The following is a 20,493-nucleotide window of genomic DNA, read 5'->3' on the forward strand; positions in this document are numbered from 1 at the left end:
AACAAGATGGCACCAAAATGACACCAAAAGCAAACGTTTGCACAACTCCGCACATTTTGTCTCATGCCCTCACAACTCAGTGCTGCACGCTGCTGTCCGTCACCGTGATGGCGCCCGTAACTGCCTGACCGTCTGCATTCTGAGCTGCCACGCGGTAGGTCACCGCACTCACGCCGGAAGGTACTGGGATGCTCGCGTGGATGATGCGCTGTTTGGCGCCCGCCCCGGCCCTTCCAGATGTTGATGCAGGTTGGCCCTTCGCTGGGATGGTTGCCACCGCTTTGTACGATCCGTTGGTCTGCTCCTGGTACACAACGTACTGCGTGGCCCCACGCACAGATGTAATGGCAAGCTCAGCCTTGCCAGCGGCGAATTTGCCTTCAACCGTGGGTGCACTCAGTGGCATGGCGGGCACATCGACCGACGGAGACACCGCGTTCATTGCACTTGCCGGCTCCACACCTGACTGGCCTGCAGATGAGCCGTGTTGGACCGGTGTGGAACTTGGCCCAAACAGTGCCTCCACACGAAATGTCTGCGCCTGGTCCGAACGAGACACCTGCAGCTCCAATGTGGTTGCTGACAAAGGCTTACTGGCGGGCTGCCACCGCCCTTGTTGGTCCTGACGAAGCACCCTGTAACCGGTCGCCCCGGAAACGGGTGTCCAGGCAATGTCGTTGATGGTTCCGGCGACTGTGCTCGTCTCTTGCAAATACGCCACAGGCGATTTCGACGGTGTAACGAGAATGGCCCCCTGATAGGCAGCAAGATTCAACGTCACTTGTCCATCTTGAACGGTGTACCACTGGTTGTTCAGTTCATCGAGCAATTTTGTGCCGTTTGCAATCGTTCCCTTCATCGGGATGCTGACCGTGGTCGCCTGGTTTTGGTTGTTGAGCGCGACAATGGCTGATGCATCGGCTGCCTTGCTGCCAAAGACGTCATGGCCGTTTGTGATGGTTCGGGCGAAGGCGTAGACCATACCCTTTGTGTACAACGGTACGAAGTCCCCGGTCTGAAGCACAGGGTTCGCATTTCGGATAGCACCCAACTTGCGGTAATGATTGAGCAAATCCGTGTTTTGGTTGTCCCAAGGGTACGTGTGTCGACTGAGCGGATCGCTGTAGCCCGTCAGGCCAGCTTCGTCGCCGTACCAGATTGTCGGATCGCCCGGGAAGCCAAATTGCAAGTCAGACACGAGTTTCATCCGTTCAATGCCTATCTTCTGGTTCGCCGCGGAAGGCTGATACTGATCCTGCTGCAATGCAGACATGGTACTCGGCTGTGGTGCATTCTCGAGAATCGTTAAAATCCGCATTGTATCCTGCGAGTCGACCAGGTTCATCATGGCGTAGAACGACTGTTTTGGATACTCGCTGTACAGCCGCATGAGGTGCTGGTTGAACCCGGCGGCGTCGACTCCGTTGTGCTGAACGCTTCCGTCGTTGTATGTGCCGCGGAAAAAGTCAATCACAGCATTGCGGAATTGATAGTTCATTACGCTGTCAAAGGTCGATCCGGTGAGCCAGTCTGTCCCGTTGTCATTGGTGGCGTTGTTCCAGATCTCGCCGATGATCGCCGCATTCGGGTCAATCGACTTCACAGCGTTTCGGAACCCGCTCCACCAAGCGGTGTTGTAGTTTCCGTTGTCCGCTGAGTCGAGACGCCAGCCGCTCGCCCCAAGCTCAATCCAGTGTTTCGCGACCGAATTTTTACCTGCATAGATGAAATTCTGATAGCTCGGGTTGGACGTGTTGGTCTGCGGCAACGTGTCAATGTTAAACCAGCCGTTATACGGGGTTTGCGGATTCCCCGTCCACTCATACCAAGAATAGTACGGTGATGAGGTTGGGGTGCCAGACTGATACGCCTGCCATGCGCCCTGGGTCTGGAAGTTCCCGAACTTGTTGAAATAGACACTGTCGCTCCCCGTATCCTCAAAGACCCCGTCCAGAATGATGTGGAATCCCTTGGCATGAGCCGCTTTGACAAGGTTCAGCCAGTCCTGCTGGGTCCCAAAGCCTGGGTCGATCTTCATATAGTTGGCGGTATCGTACTTGTGGTTCGACTCCGCCTGAAAGACCGGCATCAGATAGAGCGTGTTGACGCCAAGGCTCTTCAAATAATCTAGTTTGTCCTGGATGCCCTGGAGATCACCGCCGAAGAAGTCGATATTCCACTGACCGTTGCCGCGCAGTTGCTGTATAGCCGGGTTGGACGAACTCGGGACATTGGGGTCATACGGCGGGCTGTTCCAGTTTTGATGAAACTCGATTGGCCCAAGAGACTCCTGACCGCTGCTGTTTACATAGATGCCCTTTTGCGTATTCGGATTTTCGTCGTTCGCGATGTTCCCGTTGTAGAACCTGTCCGGCATAATTTCATAAATCACCGCGTGCTTCAACCAGTTCGGCGTCTGGAAACCCTTTTGATACACGCTGACTTGATAGCTCGGTCCATTTGGCGTAAACCCAACTGCCCCCGGCCCTTCCAACTGTGACCCATTGTCGTCGTAATAGATGGTTTGACCGCCCGCAGTTTGTGTCTCGAATTGGTACCACATCGTCCCCGGCTGACTCACATCAGATGCGGGGATTGTGACCGTCCACCAGCTGTACTGAGATGCGTCGGGAACACCCGCTTGGTGCTGAATTTCACTCGCCGACATCTGAAGCGGCTGCATCGGCAAGTCGGTTTCTCCCGACTGACCCGCCGCACCCCACAGTCGAAGCGTCGCACTCTTGAGATCGAGAGGTCCGCGCAGCCGGAGCGTGATCGGCGTACCGACAGGATCTGCTCCAAACGGTGAACGATAGAACGTACTAAACGAGTCATGGTAGTAGGCCTTCATCCACGCGGGCAATGGGCCGACGAGAAGCGTCGCCTGACGATCCAAAGAGACGTTCACCGCACCGTCGCCGTCTTTCGCTTCTGTGTTCAGGTCCACCGTATAGAGCCCGTCCGGCAGGGACGACGGCACTTGGAACTGCACGCTGCTCCAACCAGCATTCGTTCCCTGCACAGAGGATCCAACTACCTGCCCTGATGCATTTCGGAACGTGACAATGGTCTCACTCGACCCGCTTCCGGAGAAGTCTCCAACAGGGTCATTCGCAGTAATCACGTCACCAGGGTTGGCGTCTGTTTGCGAAAGAGACACCGAACCCACAGGCAACGGAAAGTTTTGATTGCTGTCATCGTAGGTATGGAGCCCATCCCCCGAGAGACAAGCAAAGTTCGATCCGTCATAAAGGTCAAACCGGTAGTAAATGGTTCCCCCGCTTGACGCCGGTACAGTCGCTGTCCACAGTTGATACGGTCCAAAGGTTTTGCCTGGTGTCATTTGTACGTCGAAACTCTTACTCTGCGCTGTGTCATAACATTTGAGTACGGCGCTGGTCAGGTTTCCACTGTAGGCTCGTACACTGATGGTGACGTTTTGCCCTGGTGCAGGATTCGGGTTCGATACGTAGGTCGAACTGTCATCCGTATAGATGGCGTCCCATTGGATAGTGCCCGCTGTCGAGTAGGGGGCAACAGCCAACTGTGTCGATCCGCTGATACCCGCACTCGTGACCGTCAGCGTGTATGTACCCGCCCCCACGCCGGAATCCCCGCCCGGCAAACTTAGGCTCAGCGTATCCGTGCCCGTTACGGATGCATATTTTGAGACGTCGATAGAACCGTTTACGGAATTCGACAAGGTGACCGTCAAATTGGACGAGCTGAGGCTCATCCCGGAGACGGTGAGATCGACGGTTGCCGAGCTGCCCGCCGTAAAGTCGTTGCCAGACGCAATCTGTACCGAGGCACTCTGGCTGCTGTTCGTGTTTGTACTCGTGTTTGTACTCGTGTTTGTACTCGTGTTTGTACTCGTGTTTGCCGTCTGTCCCCCGCTCGCTGTACCTGCCCACGCAACGGAAGAGACCGCCACCAGCGGCCACGTTGCCGTCATTACCACAGCCGCAGCTACACGCATATTACGTTTCCAACTCAACTGACTCTCCCCCCAGAGATTTATATTTCACCCTACCCTTCGCTGCACCGGAAGTACTTTATAGGTATCCTCCGTGCACACCTTGCACACAACAGTGCACACTGTGCAAACGATTTCATAACTCTAATTTTTATGCTAGCAGGAAGAGAAACTGGATTCAATTTAAATATTCCGACCCCGTTCGCCGTAAATCGCCATAAAATAACACCAATCGTGATGTAACCACCGACTGCACAGCACCGTCTAATTGTTACCACGACAAATCAAATGAGCCTCAACATTGATGGATGAGGAAAGGACTTATCAGAATGACATTCAAAGCGGGTGTGACGGGGATAATCGGGATGATGGCAGCCGGTGCAGTTGCAGTACAACTGCTGATTCCTGTTGTCGCACATGCAAGTACGTCGATTGAATATGCTCCAACGACAATAGAGATGGCAGGCAACCCGGCATTTTTGCCGCAGCATGTCGTAGCGAATGATCCGTGGTCAGGAAAGCCAACAAGTTGGGTCCCTATATACTACTTGCAGCAGGCCTTAAGAATGGTCGGCGTTTACACAACGTGGAACGGGAACACCTTAGACATCACGTCGGTTCCATCCGGGTGGAATGTCAATCTAAGCCGGCGCCCACAAGCAGGGTTGCCGCCTGCCGGTCAAATGCAGTTCGCCATCTATGGCAACCAAGACGCCTTGGTCAGGGCGCCGAAACTAGTCGCTGACGATCCCGCGACAAATGCCCCGACCACGTACGTTCCCATCTATTACGCCAACCTCTTTCTGCAACAACGATTGTATATGGGTGCAGCGTGGACAAATACAAAGTGGATCATGTCACCCTCCGACGACGTGAATCGCATCCAAGTCAGTGCGATACCAAGCACAGCGAATGTCGGTCAGAGCGTAACCATTTCAGGTGAATTGGTACTCGCAGGTGGTGTCGGTGCCCCGTATGCCAAGCTCAATGTTTCAGGACTTCCAAACACAAACAATAAGACCCTCTCAACCAATGCAGAAGGTCAGTTCTCATTTTCAACCGTGTTTACGCAGCCAGGAACATACCCAATCACCGTGAGCAATTCCGCAGCAAGTTGGCAGATTGATGTGACCGTGAGGTAAAGGCTATTTAAGGTCTTCCACATAAAAACGACTGGTTTCTGACCAAGCAGCCCCAGACGTGAGCATGACGATCCCGGTTTCTTCCACTGACAGTCCAGTGTTCGGTGCGTTCACGAGGGAGGTCTGAGGTTCCTGACAAAAGAACTCGCCTTTGCCAAAGTTGTTGAAGATCATCCAATACTTGTATTTCATGCCGACGTCGTAGATAAACCGAATACCTAATCGAGTGTCTGTCAAAGACATAAAGTTTTTTCCGTTCTGCGGTAGAGCTGAATAATGATTGTCCATCATCTCAAAAAACGGAGATACACCACTACTTTGCATCTGTCGCTCTTCCGGAGTGAGGAGTTGATGCCGGCCCGTCGGAAGCATCCTGTCTGTTAACTCCCACCTGTCGCCAATCGTTGCCGTGAACTGATAGTCATTCAGGTTACTGTCATCAGCAAACGGCACGCGCACAGTCGTGTGAAAGGCGAGCATGCAAGGCATCGGATCGACACCCGTGTTTTCAACGCGAACATCCTGCGCTAACCCGTTTTCTGACAGCGCGTAACAGATGGTGATTTTAAATTCGTGCGGGAAATAGCGATAAACAGAATGATGTTTGTTTACTTTCAAGCTGAGTGATACGTACGCCCGTTCATCTGTGCACCCTGTGTCCTCTACGCTCCATGGAACGTTGTATAGAAAGCCGTGCAGATGATTGTGCGTGCTTTCCTCGTTCACAGGGAACTCGTACTTCCTGTTATTGAGGGTAAACTTGCCATCTTCGTACCGGTTCGGCGGAAATAGTACCGGTATACCATACACAAACGGGTTGCCCGTCTTGAAGTGATCCATCTGGGATTCTTCGGGAGTGTGTAAGAAATGGAGCCCCCGCTCAACGTCGTCAAATCGGATGAGGTTTCCCCCGCACTCGGGAAGAACCGTTGCAAGGTACCTTCCAAAGCGGAGTGTAACGGCCTCCTCGCCGTGGAATGATTCATGTTCGACACTCCTTTTCATTCCGCACATCTCCTTTACAGCATCTTGGTTGAATCCCCGTTCATCGCGTGCTATCCATTCCCACAGTTCCACAGTCCCAACCTGAGCATCGAGGGTTTGTCTACGTCATCCCATCAGCGATGCTTTCACAAAATGGGTGCAGTATCGAGATCCCATCGGATCGCGACACTGCACCTTATGCCATCTCTACTTTTGCATCACAGAGCAGTTTATGACGCTCGTCTGATGCTGACCCACACGGAATCTATGGCAGCAGAAGGTAACAGGCTGATGCTTACCGTGTTGCTCCCTTGTTTCAGATTCGCCGTGGTCACAGCCATCTGAAACGAGTTATTGGCGCCCGTATTCGAAAGAAACGGCCCATATGCGTCTTGACCATTGACAGTCATGTTCGCGAGGGCGCTTTGTCCTGAATTGGCGTAGTGGACATAGATGGTATACTGACCGGCCTTCTGAACGGAATACTGGAACGTGTACGACTGTCTTGTAGTCTTACCGTTAACCAATACACTGTAGGGTGTCTCCCCTGACGGAATGTTCAACATCTGCGATGTCGGGTCTGGACTTCCAAAGTCTGGTGCACCCGACTTGCTCCAAGTGAACGGTTGCGTGCGCACATCTCGATCCCAGCCAGCCTTTGAAAATCGGGCTGCGTGGTAAACAATCCAGTGTTGCTTTCCATCTGGAGAGACTGTAAACGACGCGTGCCCAGGTCCAAACACCCCGTTTCCGGACTGAAATACGGGTTTGGGCGACTTCACCCAGTCGGATGGGTTCATTGGATCCGTTCCGTTCAATGTCAGCATCCCCAAGCAGTAGTCGTTGGTCCAGCTGGCGTTTGCCGAATACACGACAAACACCTTGCCATCGTGTTTCAGCACTTCTGGTCCCTCGTTGATGGGGGCAACACTGGTCTCCCATGAATAGGTGGGCGAAGAAATCTCAACACGCTGGCTGCTGATCTTGGTCGGCGACGACATCTTTGCAATATACAGATTCTGGGGTCCGTTTTGGTCTGCTGCCACATAAACGTACCATTTGTTACCGATGTGATGCAGTTCCGGAGCCCAGATATCCTGATATCCAGCTGGCGAGTGCCAAAGCACCTTGGATGTACCCTGCGAGATATTCGTCAGGTCTTTGGATTCCCATAGCGTGACATCCGAACCCGTGGTCATTGTCAGGTAATACTTTCCACCGCTATAGATAGCCCACGGGTCAGCGCCAGAATTCATGATCGGATTTTTGAAGGTACCGGCCTCTGACTGTGTAGGAGGCATCGACTGTGTACCCGCGTTCGCACTGGGACTAATTTTCATCCTCTTTATACTAGCGGAGTACCGGAAACTCTCCGATTCGTAATCGAGCACAGCCATAAGGGATGAGTTCTAACGTTTCAACAACATTTGAATACGGTATTGGGTTCGCTGGGGGCTCACCCGCTGAGTTGTCTTCCATGAACCAGTTCGATACAAGGCGGCCTTTAGTAATCAACTTAACGGGGGCACTTTCGGCTCGGTACGGCTGATAACTAATATTTTGAGTTTCAACCTGAAATCCTCCATCAACCTCAAGTCCATAACGCCAAGCAGACATCGGATACACCTCCCAATCATGAAACCGTTCGCGCTTGCAAACCTGAACCCACTGTTCAGCAATCGGAAGCACATAAACAAGTGGGCCGCGTTGCACGCTGATTGCTCTATTGCCTCTTTCGCTGACTTCGACTTGCATCGGCAGGAAAATTTCGACACAGTCCTGATCATGCCAGGATCGTTCAATACAAGTGAAGCCATTCTCTATATTGATTTTTTGCAAGTTACCATTCACTTTCACTTGTGGGTGCTGACACCAACCTGGAATTCGCAACCACATGGGAAAGCGTGTTTCATGCTTCAATGTTAAAGTGATTAAAACGTGTTCACGAAATGGATACTCCGTTTGGACATCCAATTCTATTTCATTATTGCCAGGCAAAGTCGTGTTCACATGACATGGCGCATAGGAGACAGCAGCTAATCCATTGTCATAAGTACTCATCCAGAGACTGCTGCAATATTTGGGCCATCCCTGATGCATATTCGCCGTACAGCAGCCGAAATTAGGTTCCAAACCAAACTGATTGGAATCAGGCTTGTTTACCCATGGCCTTTTAGCTGCATTACACATCACCTGATTGACTTGTTGGTCATATTGATGGGAATCCCACTCGGGCGATATTGCTGCAGGGAGTGCGTTGAAACTGACTTTTTCGAGAGTATCTCCAAAAGCGCCATCTCCAAAGATACGGACGAGGTGTTCCATGCTAAACATGTACTCTACGACGGCACACAGCTCAACGCCTTGGCTAGGATGTGTACCTGACAGCCATTCGTCACCAGAAAACATACCGTGAGCTTGACCGTGGTGCATCATCAAACTCTTAATACCACTGTCAACGGCCTGACGCTGCGACTCATCAGCTGTTTGTCGATAAAGGACAGCAGGCGCCTTTACACCCATAGCCAAATTAACAACATGGACGCGATGATCCCATTCTCTTTGTTTGCGCGTATATGGGAACTTCTCAAATATTGCTCCCCAGTCGATCATTTGTTGAGAGACAATTTCACTCAGCTCGAGGAGAGCGGCATCTCCCGTCCGTTCATACAACCATTGAATGGAGAGCAGCAACTCTGCACCTCTCGCCTCTGCCCATTCCCTTAGCGGATTACTCTGTAAGGCATCTTTCAGGTAGTAGAAATAGCGAGTCAAAAACGGTTCGACACGGTCATCGTTCGTCACTTCCGCGTACTGGGTCAGAACCTTCAACATAATGAAGTCCTGCCACCAGTCTTGGTTTTGAATTTCACGATTCATCGTGTTCAACTCATGTGGGCCAAATGACCCATCAACTCTTTGACTTAAAAGGGTCCACTCTACCCATTTGCGCGCTTTCAATATCAACTCTTCATCTTCCAACAGGTATGCTAGTGGCAGCAGTCCGTCAACATAGTAGGGGCCTCTTTCCCATCCCTCACCAGATCCGCCGAGCCACCCGCTATTCGGTCCTACGTCATGCCAGTGTTCTTCAAGATGTCCAGTGAATCCATCTCTTTGAATCTGTAGTTGATTCCTTAACCAGCCTTCTGGTCGAATTCGGCCGAGTGGCAGGAATGCAAAGGCACTTCTCAACGTAAGGTTGTCCTCTTCCTTTAAAGTGTCATCCAAATCCATTCACTCCCACAGTATACAAGTCTAAATTGCAACTTCTGGACCATTTGAAGAACAGATGGCACTATAGTGCCGTGATGATCAATGGTTATGGCTAGGGCGCCCACACACCCGTACTACAAGGCATGGAGCGCCCTCGCTGAAGGCCCTTAATGTAGAGTCACTGGTGAGTCAAGTCAGTGCTCGCAATTGCTGCCACCGAATATTTGCCTTCAATAGCTGCCTCTTTCGTGTTAATCTTCCGGATCGTTTCAGTGTCAAATTTTGGTTTGCGATCATAGGTGTACAAACCATTCACCTCTTGTTCCACGTCATACAATTGTGTGTAACAAAACGCGCATATGTTTGGATTGTCTAATAAGGCTGTCGTTAACCCTTCATAGCGCCGTATGAATTCATGCTCCGACTTCGGCCGGTTTCCATAACCCCAACCACTTCCATCCACTTGATTCGGATTCCACCAAATTCCGCCGTACTCACTCACAAAATACGGCTGACCTTGGTACTTCTGTCGGAGAGGGAAAGTGTTATACGCTTCACCACCATGTTTCATGGGTTCAAACTTTGCGGCAAATACATCTGGGTCTTGTTCATAGTCATGAATATCAAATATATCCGTAACAACATGAAAGTTGCCACTCGTATCGATAACGGGCCTCGTGGAATCTAATTGCTTGGTTACCTCGTAGACAATCCGTAACACCTCGTTATTCTGTTGAGCATTGTTGGCTGACATGTTGTCCCATGTCTCATTGAATGGGCACCACCCGATAATGGCAGGATGGTTAAAATCGCGCTCTACACCCTCCATCCATTCTGGTAAAAACCGCTCCAAGCCCGTCGCAGTAGAGATGTCGAGCCCCCAATTTGCGTGCTCGCCCCACACGATGTACCCGAGCTTATCTGCCCAATAAAGATATCTCTCTTCGAACATCTTCTCATGTAATCGTGCACCATTAAATCCCAGTTCCAGTGAGAGCTCAATGTCTCGGCGGAGAGCATCATCGGTCGGTGCGGTATATATGCCGTCCGGGTAAAATCCCTGATCCAGAACCAGCCGCTGAAAGACAGGCTTGCCGTTGATGAGAATCGCTTTGCCACTCAGAGTGACCGTACGGAGTCCAAAGTAACTTTTTACTTCATCTACCACTGAACCTGATTGAAAAACCGTCAGTTGTACATCATATAGTTTCGGCTTTCCCACTTCCCACAAGTGGACTTCAGATAACGGAACGGGAATTCGAACACTGTGTGTCCCTACTGTTGCGGTAACTTCGCCAACCGGGTTTCCCTTGTACACTACTTGAATCTGTACTTCTGTAGCATCTGTTAGATGGCCGGTGAGTTTCATGTCAACATGTACACACGCGTTATCCGGATCTGGATAGTATTTTAATGAGGATACATACGTTTCGTTCACACATTCCAGCCATACCGTCTGCCAAATTCCTGTGGTTCTTGTATAGTCGCAGGCATGTGAGTAATACAGTGAACTTTGCTTCCCCCGGGGCTGTAGCCGGGTGCGGTTATCATCCTCCGCACAGACTGTCACAACATTTTCACCAGGCTGAACCTGGTCGGTAATATCGAACGCAAAAGAGGAATATCCTCCGCGATGGGTACCCACGCTAACACCATTTACCCAGACCTCTGTGTCATAATCCACAGCCCCAAAGTGAATAACAAGCTTCTTGGCTTCCCATTCCTTAGGCACAGTAAATGTGCGGCGGTACCAAACCGCACTCATAAAGTCTTTGTTTTCAACACCAGAGAGCTTACTTTCCGGGCAAAATGGCACAACGATTGTCTGATTAAATCGTTCCTTATTAAGTATATTTCTCTCACGACCCGTACGGCCGTTATCGATTTCGAACTCCCAATCGCCATTTAGATTCATCCACTCGTCGCGAGTCATTTGTGGACGTGGATACTCTGGACGAGGCTCATTTTTCTGTGTTGTTGTCATCGTACTTCACTCCTTAGGTTAACCTTGTCGACTCTTACGGCGAGTTCAAACTGAATTGATTGGCCTAGTTCTTCCCCCTTGTAATCCCATTTGAATAATCAATACGCATCACAATGTCAGAATTGTAGTTTCCCATCTTCTTGCCAAAAATGTTTAATCCACCAACGTTAACTGCGTCCGATTTAACACCGATCTTTGCGCTGATACTGCTCGACCCGTTCAATGCGACTTCATTAAGTGTTATGTTTGAAATTTGATTCCCATCAATGAAGGAACCCTCATGAGAAATTTTCCATGTTTTCCATATACCAAATTGAGTGTTCTCTATCCCCCACCACTCAGGTGTTAACACCCCCCGTTCTCCGCCGAAGTCGCCTGGACTCGTCCACGTTCCCACTTCGACTCCGTTAACCCACAATGTAATATCGGACGGCCATGAAGGATTGTACATAGGCGCCTCAGAACAGATTTCCATCGACAAAGTCAGGGTTGCGGGATCCGCTCCGTATGGAATTTTATTTGGGAACCGATACTCGAGATAGCCTTGTTTAAACCAGATTAATTGTGCATTCACTCGGTCGGGTTCATAAAATGAGGTGGGTAAATCAAACTCCCCAATGATAGAGTGTTCACTTATCAATCCGCAGGTTGGCGTCACTAAACAGTCCGAGAAATGTCCAATCGGCATACTCAACAGGATTTGGTTCTTCGGCTCAGGCTTCGGCGGCTCGATATCAACGATGATGCGCCCGTAAACTGCTCTACAAATTTTTTGAGCACCACGTGTGCCTGGTACGAGTTCTGTTTTGATCAATCCAACCTCTTCTAATTTTCTGATGTTGATTGCAGCCGTCGAAGGGGGTAAATCAAATTTAATCGCAATTTCATTCACATTAATTGGTTGCTTCATGATTTCTTCAAGAATGGCAACCCTCAACTCGGTAGAGAGCGCTTTTGCAAGTTCTACAGAATCGTGTAACTGAACGGTTAGATGACTTAAAAATTCCGTCACATCTTAATCCCCTTATCACAGATTGAATCCTGTTGTCGAAATCCCTTGTGTCAGTTTCCTTTGAGCAAAGATAAATGCCAGGAGCATCGGGATGATTGAACAAAAGGTCAAGGCCATCAATTCAGCATAATTGGTGGTATATTGGCCAATTGCAGTTAATGCAACACCTACCGTGACTGTCCTCATCCCATTGGAATTCGTAGAAACCAAGGGCCAAAAGAAGTCATTGTAAACATTCATAAACGTCAACAAACCTAATGTAGCTAAGGAGGCAGTACTTAATGGCACGAAAATGGATATCCACGTACGGAATTTACTGCTTCCATCGACTTTGGCAGCGTCAACCAGCTCATCTGGAATCCCTAGATAAAACTGATACAGCAGAAAAATCCCAAATGCGTTTGCTGAATACGGGAGAACCAGAACCCAATACGTATTCAACAAATTTGCCGAAGAAAATTCCAGGTACATCGGGATCAGTGTTGCAATTGGAGGGATCATCAAGGAACTGACAATGACGTAAAAAATCACGTTCCTTCCCGCAAACTTCAATTTCGCAAGCGAGTACGCTGCCAATGAATCGATGACCACAACAATCAGCGACGCTATGATTGACACAGATATGGAATTCAAAATCCATCTCAGGAGCGGTATATTAGACGAGAAGATGGTCGCGTAATTTTTCAACGTTGGGTGTTGCGGTATGATCCCGCCAGTGAATACTAAAGTGTGCGTTTTAAATGAAGCACCTAGCAAAGATAATATAGGGAATATCATGATAATGCTGCCAATCACGAGCACGATTACGACGGGTAATTTTTTGATAGACACTATATCATCCCCTATCCCTGGCAACTCGATACTGAATAAATGAGATGATCATGATAATGATCCCCATTAAAAAGGCCATCGCGGTCGCCGAACCCATTTTCATCTCATTGAAGGCCTGATTGTAGATAAACATCGTTAGAGGTTCCGTGGAACTCCCAGGCCCTCCACTCGTCATCAAGTAAGATTGGGCAAAAAGATTGAATGAAGCTATTGTTCCCAAGACTGTCACTACAGATATGATGTTCCTTAGTTGCGGGATAACAATGGAGAAATATATTCTCAACGGTGAAGCACCGTCAATTCTAGAAGCCTCAAATAACGAGGTCGGAATTTGTGTCAGCCCAGCATAGAGAATTACAATATTAAACCCCATGCTCCACCATTCCGTAGTCGCATCAATGGAAATCCACGCAAAAGGTTGCTGAGTTAGCCAGGGTAACTGGATACCAAACAAACTACTCAACAATCCCCCTTGGGTTGCAAGGATCCACGACCAAACTGTCGTAATCGCCGTAACAGAGAGTACAGACGGGAAAAAGAATATAGCTCGGAACAGCCCCTTCCATGGTCCACAATAAATCAAGTACGATACCACGGTTGGGATCCCGACCAAAAAAGGGACACTGATCACAGTGAAAAGAACAACATTGCGCAGGCCAATTAGAAAGTCGTGCCCGGCAAGCGTGCTGGAATTAAAAAGTTGCAGGTAATTGGACAGACCAGTAAATTGCCCAGCTCCCGTCACTGGGTTCCAGTCGTGAAGGCTAACGTACAACCCAAAAATAACGGGTATGGCAGCAAACAATATAAATGCAACAAGGTAAGGGACAGTAAAGCTGAAGGACCCCAAGTTATCTAGAACTGCGACCTTGAATGACCTTTTACGAGTTGGAATTGGTTGATGTAGTGTAGCTAAACCAGAATTATACTCCGCCATATTGTCACCCCAATGCTGTGTGCAGCCGGAATGCATAATGCATGCATTCCGGCCACCGCATCTTAGTTATTTCACCAACTGATTAACTTCTTGTTGCATCGAGCTAGCGGCTTGAGATAATGCAGCTTGGGGGGCTAATTTTCCCAATAAGGACTCATCCATCGTTTGATAGAGATTTTGAGTCGACGTCGTTCCCCAGTTTGGAATCAGCGGGTTAAGGACTCCGTATTTAACTGCCTCTTCTTGAACATTCATACTGTATTCATTCTTAAACTGTGGATTCTTCATTGCCGGTTCCCAGGTAGGGAAAAGTCCATCCTCTGTTGCCAAGGTCATACTGTTGTCATACATATATTTCATAAATAACGCGATACCCTGTTTTTTCTGAGCATTTAAGGAAGGGCTCTTAAATACCCACCAGTAATTCTGTCCAAGGAAATCGGCATTTTGTGAACCGACTTTTGGCAGCAACGCGATCCCAAGATTATTACCTAATGCGCTCTTAAACGCTTCTACGTTGAATGAACCACTCATTGACATCGCGTTCTGACCTTTTACAAACAGAGTGCTGTACTCGTTGGGGGACGCACCTTCAGGAGATACATGCCATTTAAATATCGTATTGTAGAGGAAATTAAGTGCATTTAGACCAGCTGGGCTGTTGAACTCAATTTTACGAGTGGATGCATTGGCTTCCTGTCCGCCAAACTGCGAAAGTAGAGATGGAAAAGTCCAAGTATTAAATTCGGGCTGTTCAACAAAACCCCATTGTTTCTTGGACTGGTTCGTTAACTTTTCGGCATCGGAAACAAACTGTGCCTCCGTTGTCGGAGGATCGTTCGGATTCAAGCCTGCTTGTTTAAACAATGCTTTGTTGTAATAGAGTAACGTGGGAAGGGCATCGAGAGGTGCCACGTAGTGTACCCCATTAACCGTCGTACCATTCCACATAGATGCAGGAAAATCTTTTGATGGATTAATACCGACAGATTTTAAAAGCGGCTCAATAGGTTCCTCTATCCCCTCATAGGCGTACGGTGCTGAAGGTGTCAAAGACTCCTCTAAGATATCTGGTTGTTTGTGAGCTGACAGTGCAGAGTTGACTAATTCAGTTTCATTTGCGTAAGGAATCGCTTTAAAAACAACATCATATTTGCCTTTGTATTTTTTATTAAAGTTACTAATCACGGATTGAAAGCCCTTTCCTGCGGGACCGGAACTCCAGAAATTAATAACGATAGCACCTGAACCGTTTGTTCCGCCCTGAGATCCCGAAGCGTTTCCATTACCAGAAGAAGTCCCGCAACCTGTTATGGCAGCTAGGGTTGCAGCAGACAAACCTAAGTAAAACGCTTTCCTCCCGATCCTCACATTTCATTCCCCCAATATATATTGTTATAAATCAAATATTGTTGTTGAAATGATGATAATACACACAGTTCACATTTTCAATAGGATTCAGTTAATTTAATTTAATTTAAGAAAGGAACTTCCTTTAGATCAGTGCCTTTTATCGTTTGAGCGCCTTAGTTCGGCGCATTCACGGTATGTTTGTTTAGGAATCAGCCCCTGACGTATGGCCTGCGCATAAGACTACTCCATCCCGTGCATGGCAGTAGCAGTATATTTTAACATGCGTTATATTGTTTAAAAACAATTTATATTAATCATTTACTGCGTTGACCACAACAATAGATGTACCGCTTGGGTAGTCACCGGGGGGATGACAGATTGGGAGCATTACAACTCACATTTAAATCATTTTAGACGGGACTTACCTCGTATCAAAACTCAAATGGTCAAGATATATCTTCAATTCAGAGCCCATGGTTGCTTGCTTAACAGAACCGTCTTCCCACTGCGCGCAGCGTCCTGCTTTTGAATCCTATCCGCTGCTCGAGATCCGGTATCCGTAAGGTGACTCACGTCAAAATTGTTGATCTTTCCTCGCTCTTTGCGGATGAGTATTCGAGGTGAGTGCACCCACGAGAAATATTGCTCGTATGTGAAATCATAGATTGCGAGTTTTTCACCAGAATGTAGTGCTGTAGCAACCTGTTTTGATTTTTGTATTGTTAATACGACTGGTGAATCGTTCCCTATCAGGACCTCGAGCGATTGGGGCCTCGTGCACTTTTGTCCCGTCATAATTAACGATGAATTACCCGAAAGTATTAGGCCAACCCTCAATTTCTGTACACCTGTATTTACAGAATATGCTTCCGCAACAGCTCCTCAATGACCTCTACCATTGTCGTTCCCCGAGATGCTGCATATATCTTCAACTTAGTATGTAAGTCTGGGTCCATGTCGAATGTGGCCTTTTTTTTCTTTTGTGGTGTTTGTTCTACAGGGTCCTGTAAACCTGTATTTATATGTGATTTGGTTTCTGTGTTTACAGTTTCCTGCATTCCTGTATCCGGAGGAACTCTTACAATTTCCGCGTGAGCGTCGTGATTCACCACTGTCTGGGCACTGCGCTGTCCGATTAAGTTACCGAGTTGCGCTTTCTTTGACACGCTCCTTCAACTCCTTCACGAAATCCTGATACGGTCTGAGCGCACTGTTGTCCGCCCTCGTTTTACTCTGCAGCCCTTGAATCGAAAATTCCTTGATTCGAGCCCGACGACGAATCACCGATTTGAATACAACATCTTCGTAATCTTTGATCGCCTGCTCAATAATTGCTGAGTCCAACGTGGTTCTCGAGTCCATCATGGTCGCCAGAATACCGCTCAGCCTGAGGTTTGGATTCGTGCGCTCTTGGATGTGCTGCAGAAGTTCAATGTAACGATCGAGTGCGTCGAAACAGAACGGTTCTGTCTGCAACATGACCACTGCATAGTCGGAAGCTGTGAGTCCATTGATGGTTTGCTCACCCAAATTCGGCGGCAGGTCAATCAGGATATAGTCATAGTCATCCTTTACCACCCTCAGGGTGTCACACAAGATCACGTTTGGATCACCCTTCTGCTGCGTGTAGGTGTACCTGGCAAATGTGGCGAGCAAGTCTTCGGCAGGCAACACGTCGAGGTTGTCGGCTACCGTCTGTATGTACGGTGTCGGGTTCCGCTCCATCATCGCCTGGAGCACTGTATGTCCCTCAAAGTCGTAAATGTTACGTTGGGTCAAAAATGCGGTCAGGTTACCCTGAGAGTCAAAGTCGACCGCAAGTACCTTTGATTTTCGAGCCAGCAAATACGCGCATATTGCAGTCGTCGTGGTCTTGCCAACTCCGCCCTTCTGAATTCCGAAACTAATGGTGATACCCACTTCAGTATCCTCCTGCTGGATTCTGTGTTCCTGTATTTCTGTACCCATGACTTCGACAACGCAGCCATTTGTCCTTCCACATCAGTCAATGCAACTTTCAGGTATTGATGTATTGAGCATTGATGCATTCCTGTATACCTGTATTTCCGTAGTCCTGTATCGTTACATCCTTACATTTATTCGTATGATGAGCGAACGCAATCCTAACTTCATCCCGCCCAGCATTATTCCTGTATATCTGTGTTCCTGTACCAGCGCCTCAATTGAATCCTGCTTTCCGTGACCCAGCGTGAGTGTCAGGTTGTAGGCCCCACTTACAACTATTTTTGCCCTTCTGCGTTCCTGTATCTCCGCATTGGTGTATACCTGTATTCCTGTGTTCCTGTATTGCTATCAACACTTCTGGTTGTAAAAATTTTCGAGTGTCGAAAAACAGATAGGTATTCTACCAACTCACTACAAGTTTCCACGAGAATAAAGTGTACACTGGTCTTATTCAACCCAATCGTCGAAGGAGTGCATCATCTGTGGAAAACAATCGCAACTGGGCAGGCAACCTCACGTACAGCGCCTCCGAACTCTACGTTCCAGAGAGTGTCGAGGACGTACAAGACCTAGTCGCTCGCAGCAGGCGAATCAAGGTACTCGGTACGCGGCACTCGTTTAACCGGATCGCCGATAGTACCGAAAGCTTCCTCTCTCTTGAGAAACTGAACCGTGTGGTCAACCTCGACTCTACAAACAATACGGTAACGGTAGAGGGTGGCATCCGGTACGGAGACCTGTGCCGATATCTCGGTGCGAACGGCTATGCGCTGCACAATTTGGCCTCGCTTCCGCACATTACAGTGGTAGGCGCCTGCGCGACCGCGACACATGGCTCTGGGGACAGGAACCAAAACCTCGCAGCAGCCGTTCATTCGATGGAAATCGTCAAAGGCGATGGGGAGAAGGTTTCATTCTCCCGCGCTCCCAGCGACCGCGCTACCGAGGATATGGATATTGCAGGGGCAGCTGTTGGACTCGGTGGATTCGGCGTTGTTACGAGACTCACACTGGACGTAATTCCAAGCTTTCAAATGAGTCAGTCCGTCTATGAGAGCTTGCCTCTCGCGGCTCTTGAGGACAACTTGGAGGACATTTTCTCCAGCGCCTATAGTGTCAGTCTCTTCACGGATTGGAGGGAAGGAGTATTCAATCAAGTCTGGCTGAAACGCAAACTCTCCGATCATGATTCAGCTGAGATGGAACCCGCGTTTTTCGGCGCAATACGGGCCACAACACAACGGCATCCTGTACCAGGCATGGCGTCGGAGAACTGTACGGAACAGTTGGGCATCCCAGGCCCTTGGTACGAGAGAATGCCCCATTTCCGTATGGACTTCACGCCAAGCGCAGGAGACGAATTACAAAGCGAGTATTTCGTCCCACGCGAAGATGCCTATCAGGCATTGTGTGCAATCCATCGGATTCGTCAGCACATATCGCCGCTTCTTTATGTTTCAGAGATCCGCACAATTGCAGCCGATGATCTGTGGATGAGTCCCTGTTACAAGCAGGATTCCGTTGCCATCCACTTTACGTGGCACCCAGACTGGGAGGCTGTGAGACATGTATTGCCCCTTATTGAAGAACAGCTTGCCCCATACCATGCCCGTCCGCATTGGGGGAAGCTGTTTACCATGTCGCCCGCACATGTACAATCTCTGTACGACAAACTGCCAGACTTTCAACATCTGCTTCTTCAGTGCGACCCGGAAGGGAAGTTTCGGAACGAGTTTCTCAATGAGTATGTGATGATCCCTTATCGGTGAAGTCAATCGCCAAAGTTCATCTTCTCCCTAAGAGGACACCAGGCAGATAATCCTTGTCTCTTCGAATATGCAGCCTTAAGCCCCATAATTCAGTTGGAACATATCGTTCACCCTGTGGGGCTTAAGAGCCATGCCAACAAAGGTGAATCAGGGGGAGGTCAATATCTCGAAGTCACACGGCTTGTCCGATTGTGAAACCACGCTACACATGATCACTGCGGGATGGCGACCATGATTGTCTTGAAGTCCTCACTAACTCTCGAGATTTCACGGCCTGGTGAATCATAAGTGCTATATAATTGTCTTGCGATGCTTCTGCGACACTATAGAAGCTCGGCCCCCCCTGCACGTAGTCATGCATTTTCTCCAAACAGGTTGCAATGGCAACTTCATCGTCCGTCAGCCTACCGGGAACAAACTGGTTAGTATACACGGCCTCACGACCGAAGAAGATGCTTTTAAGATATAAGCCTTCCAAATTACCGTCATGTCCTGCATAGGTTCGTTTCAAGTCCACTTCAACAGGACTTGCGTAGTCCTTTAGATATCTCACTTCAAAGTTATTAATTTCCCCTTTTTGCCCACGAATCAACATTCTAGGTGATCGAATCCACGAGAAATATTGGTCATCGGTAAAGTCAAACACACCGCACTTGTCACCAAATCGAAGGACTGCAATGAGCTGCTGTGAAGGCCGTACTTCTTCACGTGTAGGGGGGCCATCAAACCCTGGTCCTTCAACGATTGGAGACTTGAATTCCGTCGCCCAAATTTCCGCATCTTCAAAACCGACGCTAAGCATATGTCTAATCAAACTTACTCCGTGGTAGTCATGTGCTATTGAAATCTGTGCCTGGGTTACATCTCCCAAGATCCCAGATGCAACAATGGACAGCCTCGCAGCATGATTAGGTTGGAATATGTACTGTTCAGCAATTTGAACCTTACTTTTTGATCCGAGTGCGTCGTTCAGTTCTAACATTTCGTCGACACCGTGAGCTGGAGGGGTTTCGCAAAGGACAGGAATTCCTTTTCGAGCACAATCAATGACAATCTTTGGAGCTTGTGTACGTGGGACACACACAATGACGAATGATGGATCGCTGTGCTTTAAAGCTTCATCTAAGTCAGAGTATGTGGGTACGCCAAAGCGTTCCTTAATCACCTTGGCTCTTTCTTGATTACGTGCAACGAGTCCCTGGATAGTAAACCGATCTGGGAGCTGCTGGGCTATCCTTATGAAAAACTCAGCCCTCCAACCTGCTCCCACCAAAACAAATGGTATCATCGTTCGTCGACCTCCGTTAGTAGACGTGAACAGCTC

At 48.7% G+C, this 20,493-nt stretch carries 14 protein-coding genes; 2 read left to right on the forward strand and 12 right to left on the reverse strand.

From position 1 onward, the window contains the following. Nucleotides 1-76 precede the first annotated feature (76 nt). Nucleotides 77-3,997, reverse strand: a complete 3,921-nt coding sequence (locus AN477_RS09545) for a glycoside hydrolase family 13 protein (RefSeq protein ID WP_054968927.1) — start codon at nt 3,995-3,997, stop codon at nt 77-79. A 308-nt stretch (nt 3,998-4,305) separates the two neighbouring features. On the opposite strand from AN477_RS09545, the gene AN477_RS09550 reads away from it, so the two are divergent. Further along, nucleotides 4,306-5,118, forward strand: a complete 813-nt coding sequence (locus AN477_RS09550; protein ID WP_054968928.1) for a carboxypeptidase-like regulatory domain-containing protein — start codon at nt 4,306-4,308, stop codon at nt 5,116-5,118. Nucleotides 5,119-5,121: 3 nt separating this feature from the next. Here AN477_RS09550 and AN477_RS09555 read toward each other — a convergent pair whose 3' ends face one another. From AN477_RS09555 to AN477_RS09605, 10 genes are all read right to left on the reverse strand, one after another. Further along, nucleotides 5,122-6,123, reverse strand: coding sequence for an aldose 1-epimerase (locus AN477_RS09555; protein WP_157061890.1), 1,002 nt, complete (start codon nt 6,121-6,123; stop codon nt 5,122-5,124). Nucleotides 6,124-6,332: 209 nt separating this feature from the next. Further along, on the reverse strand, nt 6,333-7,442 hold the full coding sequence (locus tag AN477_RS09560) for a family 43 glycosylhydrolase (RefSeq protein ID WP_054968929.1): 1,110 nt from the start codon (nt 7,440-7,442) through the stop codon (nt 6,333-6,335). Nucleotides 7,443-7,452: 10 nt separating this feature from the next. Next, nucleotides 7,453-9,333: a beta-L-arabinofuranosidase domain-containing protein gene (locus AN477_RS09565; RefSeq protein WP_245631775.1), complete on the reverse strand. Its 1,881-nt coding sequence runs from the start codon at nt 9,331-9,333 to the stop codon at nt 7,453-7,455. Between the two features lie 163 nt (nt 9,334-9,496). After that, entirely contained in the window at nt 9,497-11,302 is a 1,806-nt protein-coding gene (locus tag AN477_RS09570) for a glycoside hydrolase family 2 protein (protein WP_054968931.1), read from the reverse strand. 64 nt (nt 11,303-11,366) lie between these two features. Then, a complete protein-coding gene (locus AN477_RS09575; RefSeq protein ID WP_054968932.1) occupies nt 11,367-12,314 on the reverse strand; it encodes an ArsR/SmtB family transcription factor in 948 nt (315 codons plus the stop codon). 15 nt (nt 12,315-12,329) lie between these two features. After that, nucleotides 12,330-13,145, reverse strand: coding sequence for a carbohydrate ABC transporter permease (locus tag AN477_RS09580; protein WP_054968933.1), 816 nt, complete (start codon nt 13,143-13,145; stop codon nt 12,330-12,332). 4 nt (nt 13,146-13,149) lie between these two features. Beyond that, entirely contained in the window at nt 13,150-14,082 is a 933-nt protein-coding gene (locus tag AN477_RS09585; RefSeq protein ID WP_054968934.1) for a carbohydrate ABC transporter permease, read from the reverse strand. Between the two features lie 66 nt (nt 14,083-14,148). After that, on the reverse strand, nt 14,149-15,453 hold the full coding sequence (locus AN477_RS09590) for an extracellular solute-binding protein (RefSeq protein ID WP_054968935.1): 1,305 nt from the start codon (nt 15,451-15,453) through the stop codon (nt 14,149-14,151). A gap of 836 nt (nt 15,454-16,289) precedes the next feature. Beyond that, nucleotides 16,290-16,601, reverse strand: a complete 312-nt coding sequence (locus AN477_RS09600) for a hypothetical protein (protein ID WP_054968937.1) — start codon at nt 16,599-16,601, stop codon at nt 16,290-16,292. Further along, on the reverse strand, nt 16,576-17,355 hold the full coding sequence (locus AN477_RS09605) for a ParA family protein (protein ID WP_054968938.1): 780 nt from the start codon (nt 17,353-17,355) through the stop codon (nt 16,576-16,578). Before AN477_RS09605 ends, AN477_RS09600 begins: the two co-directional genes overlap by 26 nt. Nucleotides 17,356-17,882: 527 nt before the next feature. Here AN477_RS09605 and AN477_RS09610 point away from each other — a divergent pair. After that, the gene (locus AN477_RS09610) at nt 17,883-19,169 is read left to right on the forward strand and encodes an FAD-binding protein (RefSeq protein ID WP_054968939.1); all 1,287 of its coding nucleotides are present in this window, start codon (nt 17,883-17,885) and stop codon (nt 19,167-19,169) included. 202 nt (nt 19,170-19,371) lie between these two features. On the opposite strand, the gene AN477_RS09615 is transcribed toward AN477_RS09610, so the two are convergent. Next, nucleotides 19,372-20,457 (reverse strand): Gfo/Idh/MocA family protein, encoded by a 1,086-nt coding sequence (locus AN477_RS09615; RefSeq protein WP_054968940.1) that lies wholly within the window; start codon nt 20,455-20,457, stop codon nt 19,372-19,374. Nucleotides 20,458-20,493 lie beyond the last annotated feature (36 nt).

This window comes from Paenalicyclobacillus ferrooxydans, assembly GCF_001399675.1.
In the GTDB taxonomy this organism is placed as follows: domain Bacteria; phylum Bacillota; class Bacilli; order Alicyclobacillales; family Alicyclobacillaceae; genus Alicyclobacillus_B; species Alicyclobacillus_B ferrooxydans.

Coding starts and splice junctions, on each gene's coding strand:
- AN477_RS09550 (WP_054968928.1), top strand. CDS start 4,306: ATGACATTCAAAGCGGGTGTGACGGGGATAATCGGGATGATGGCAGCC.
- AN477_RS09555 (WP_157061890.1), bottom strand. CDS start 6,123: ATGAAAAGGAGTGTCGAACATGAATCATTCCACGGCGAGGAGGCCGTT.
- AN477_RS09560 (WP_054968929.1), bottom strand. CDS start 7,442: ATGAAAATTAGTCCCAGTGCGAACGCGGGTACACAGTCGATGCCTCCT.
- AN477_RS09570 (WP_054968931.1), bottom strand. CDS start 11,302: ATGACAACAACACAGAAAAATGAGCCTCGTCCAGAGTATCCACGTCCA.
- AN477_RS09585 (WP_054968934.1), bottom strand. CDS start 14,082: ATGGCGGAGTATAATTCTGGTTTAGCTACACTACATCAACCAATTCCA.
- AN477_RS09615 (WP_054968940.1), bottom strand. CDS start 20,457: ATGATACCATTTGTTTTGGTGGGAGCAGGTTGGAGGGCTGAGTTTTTC.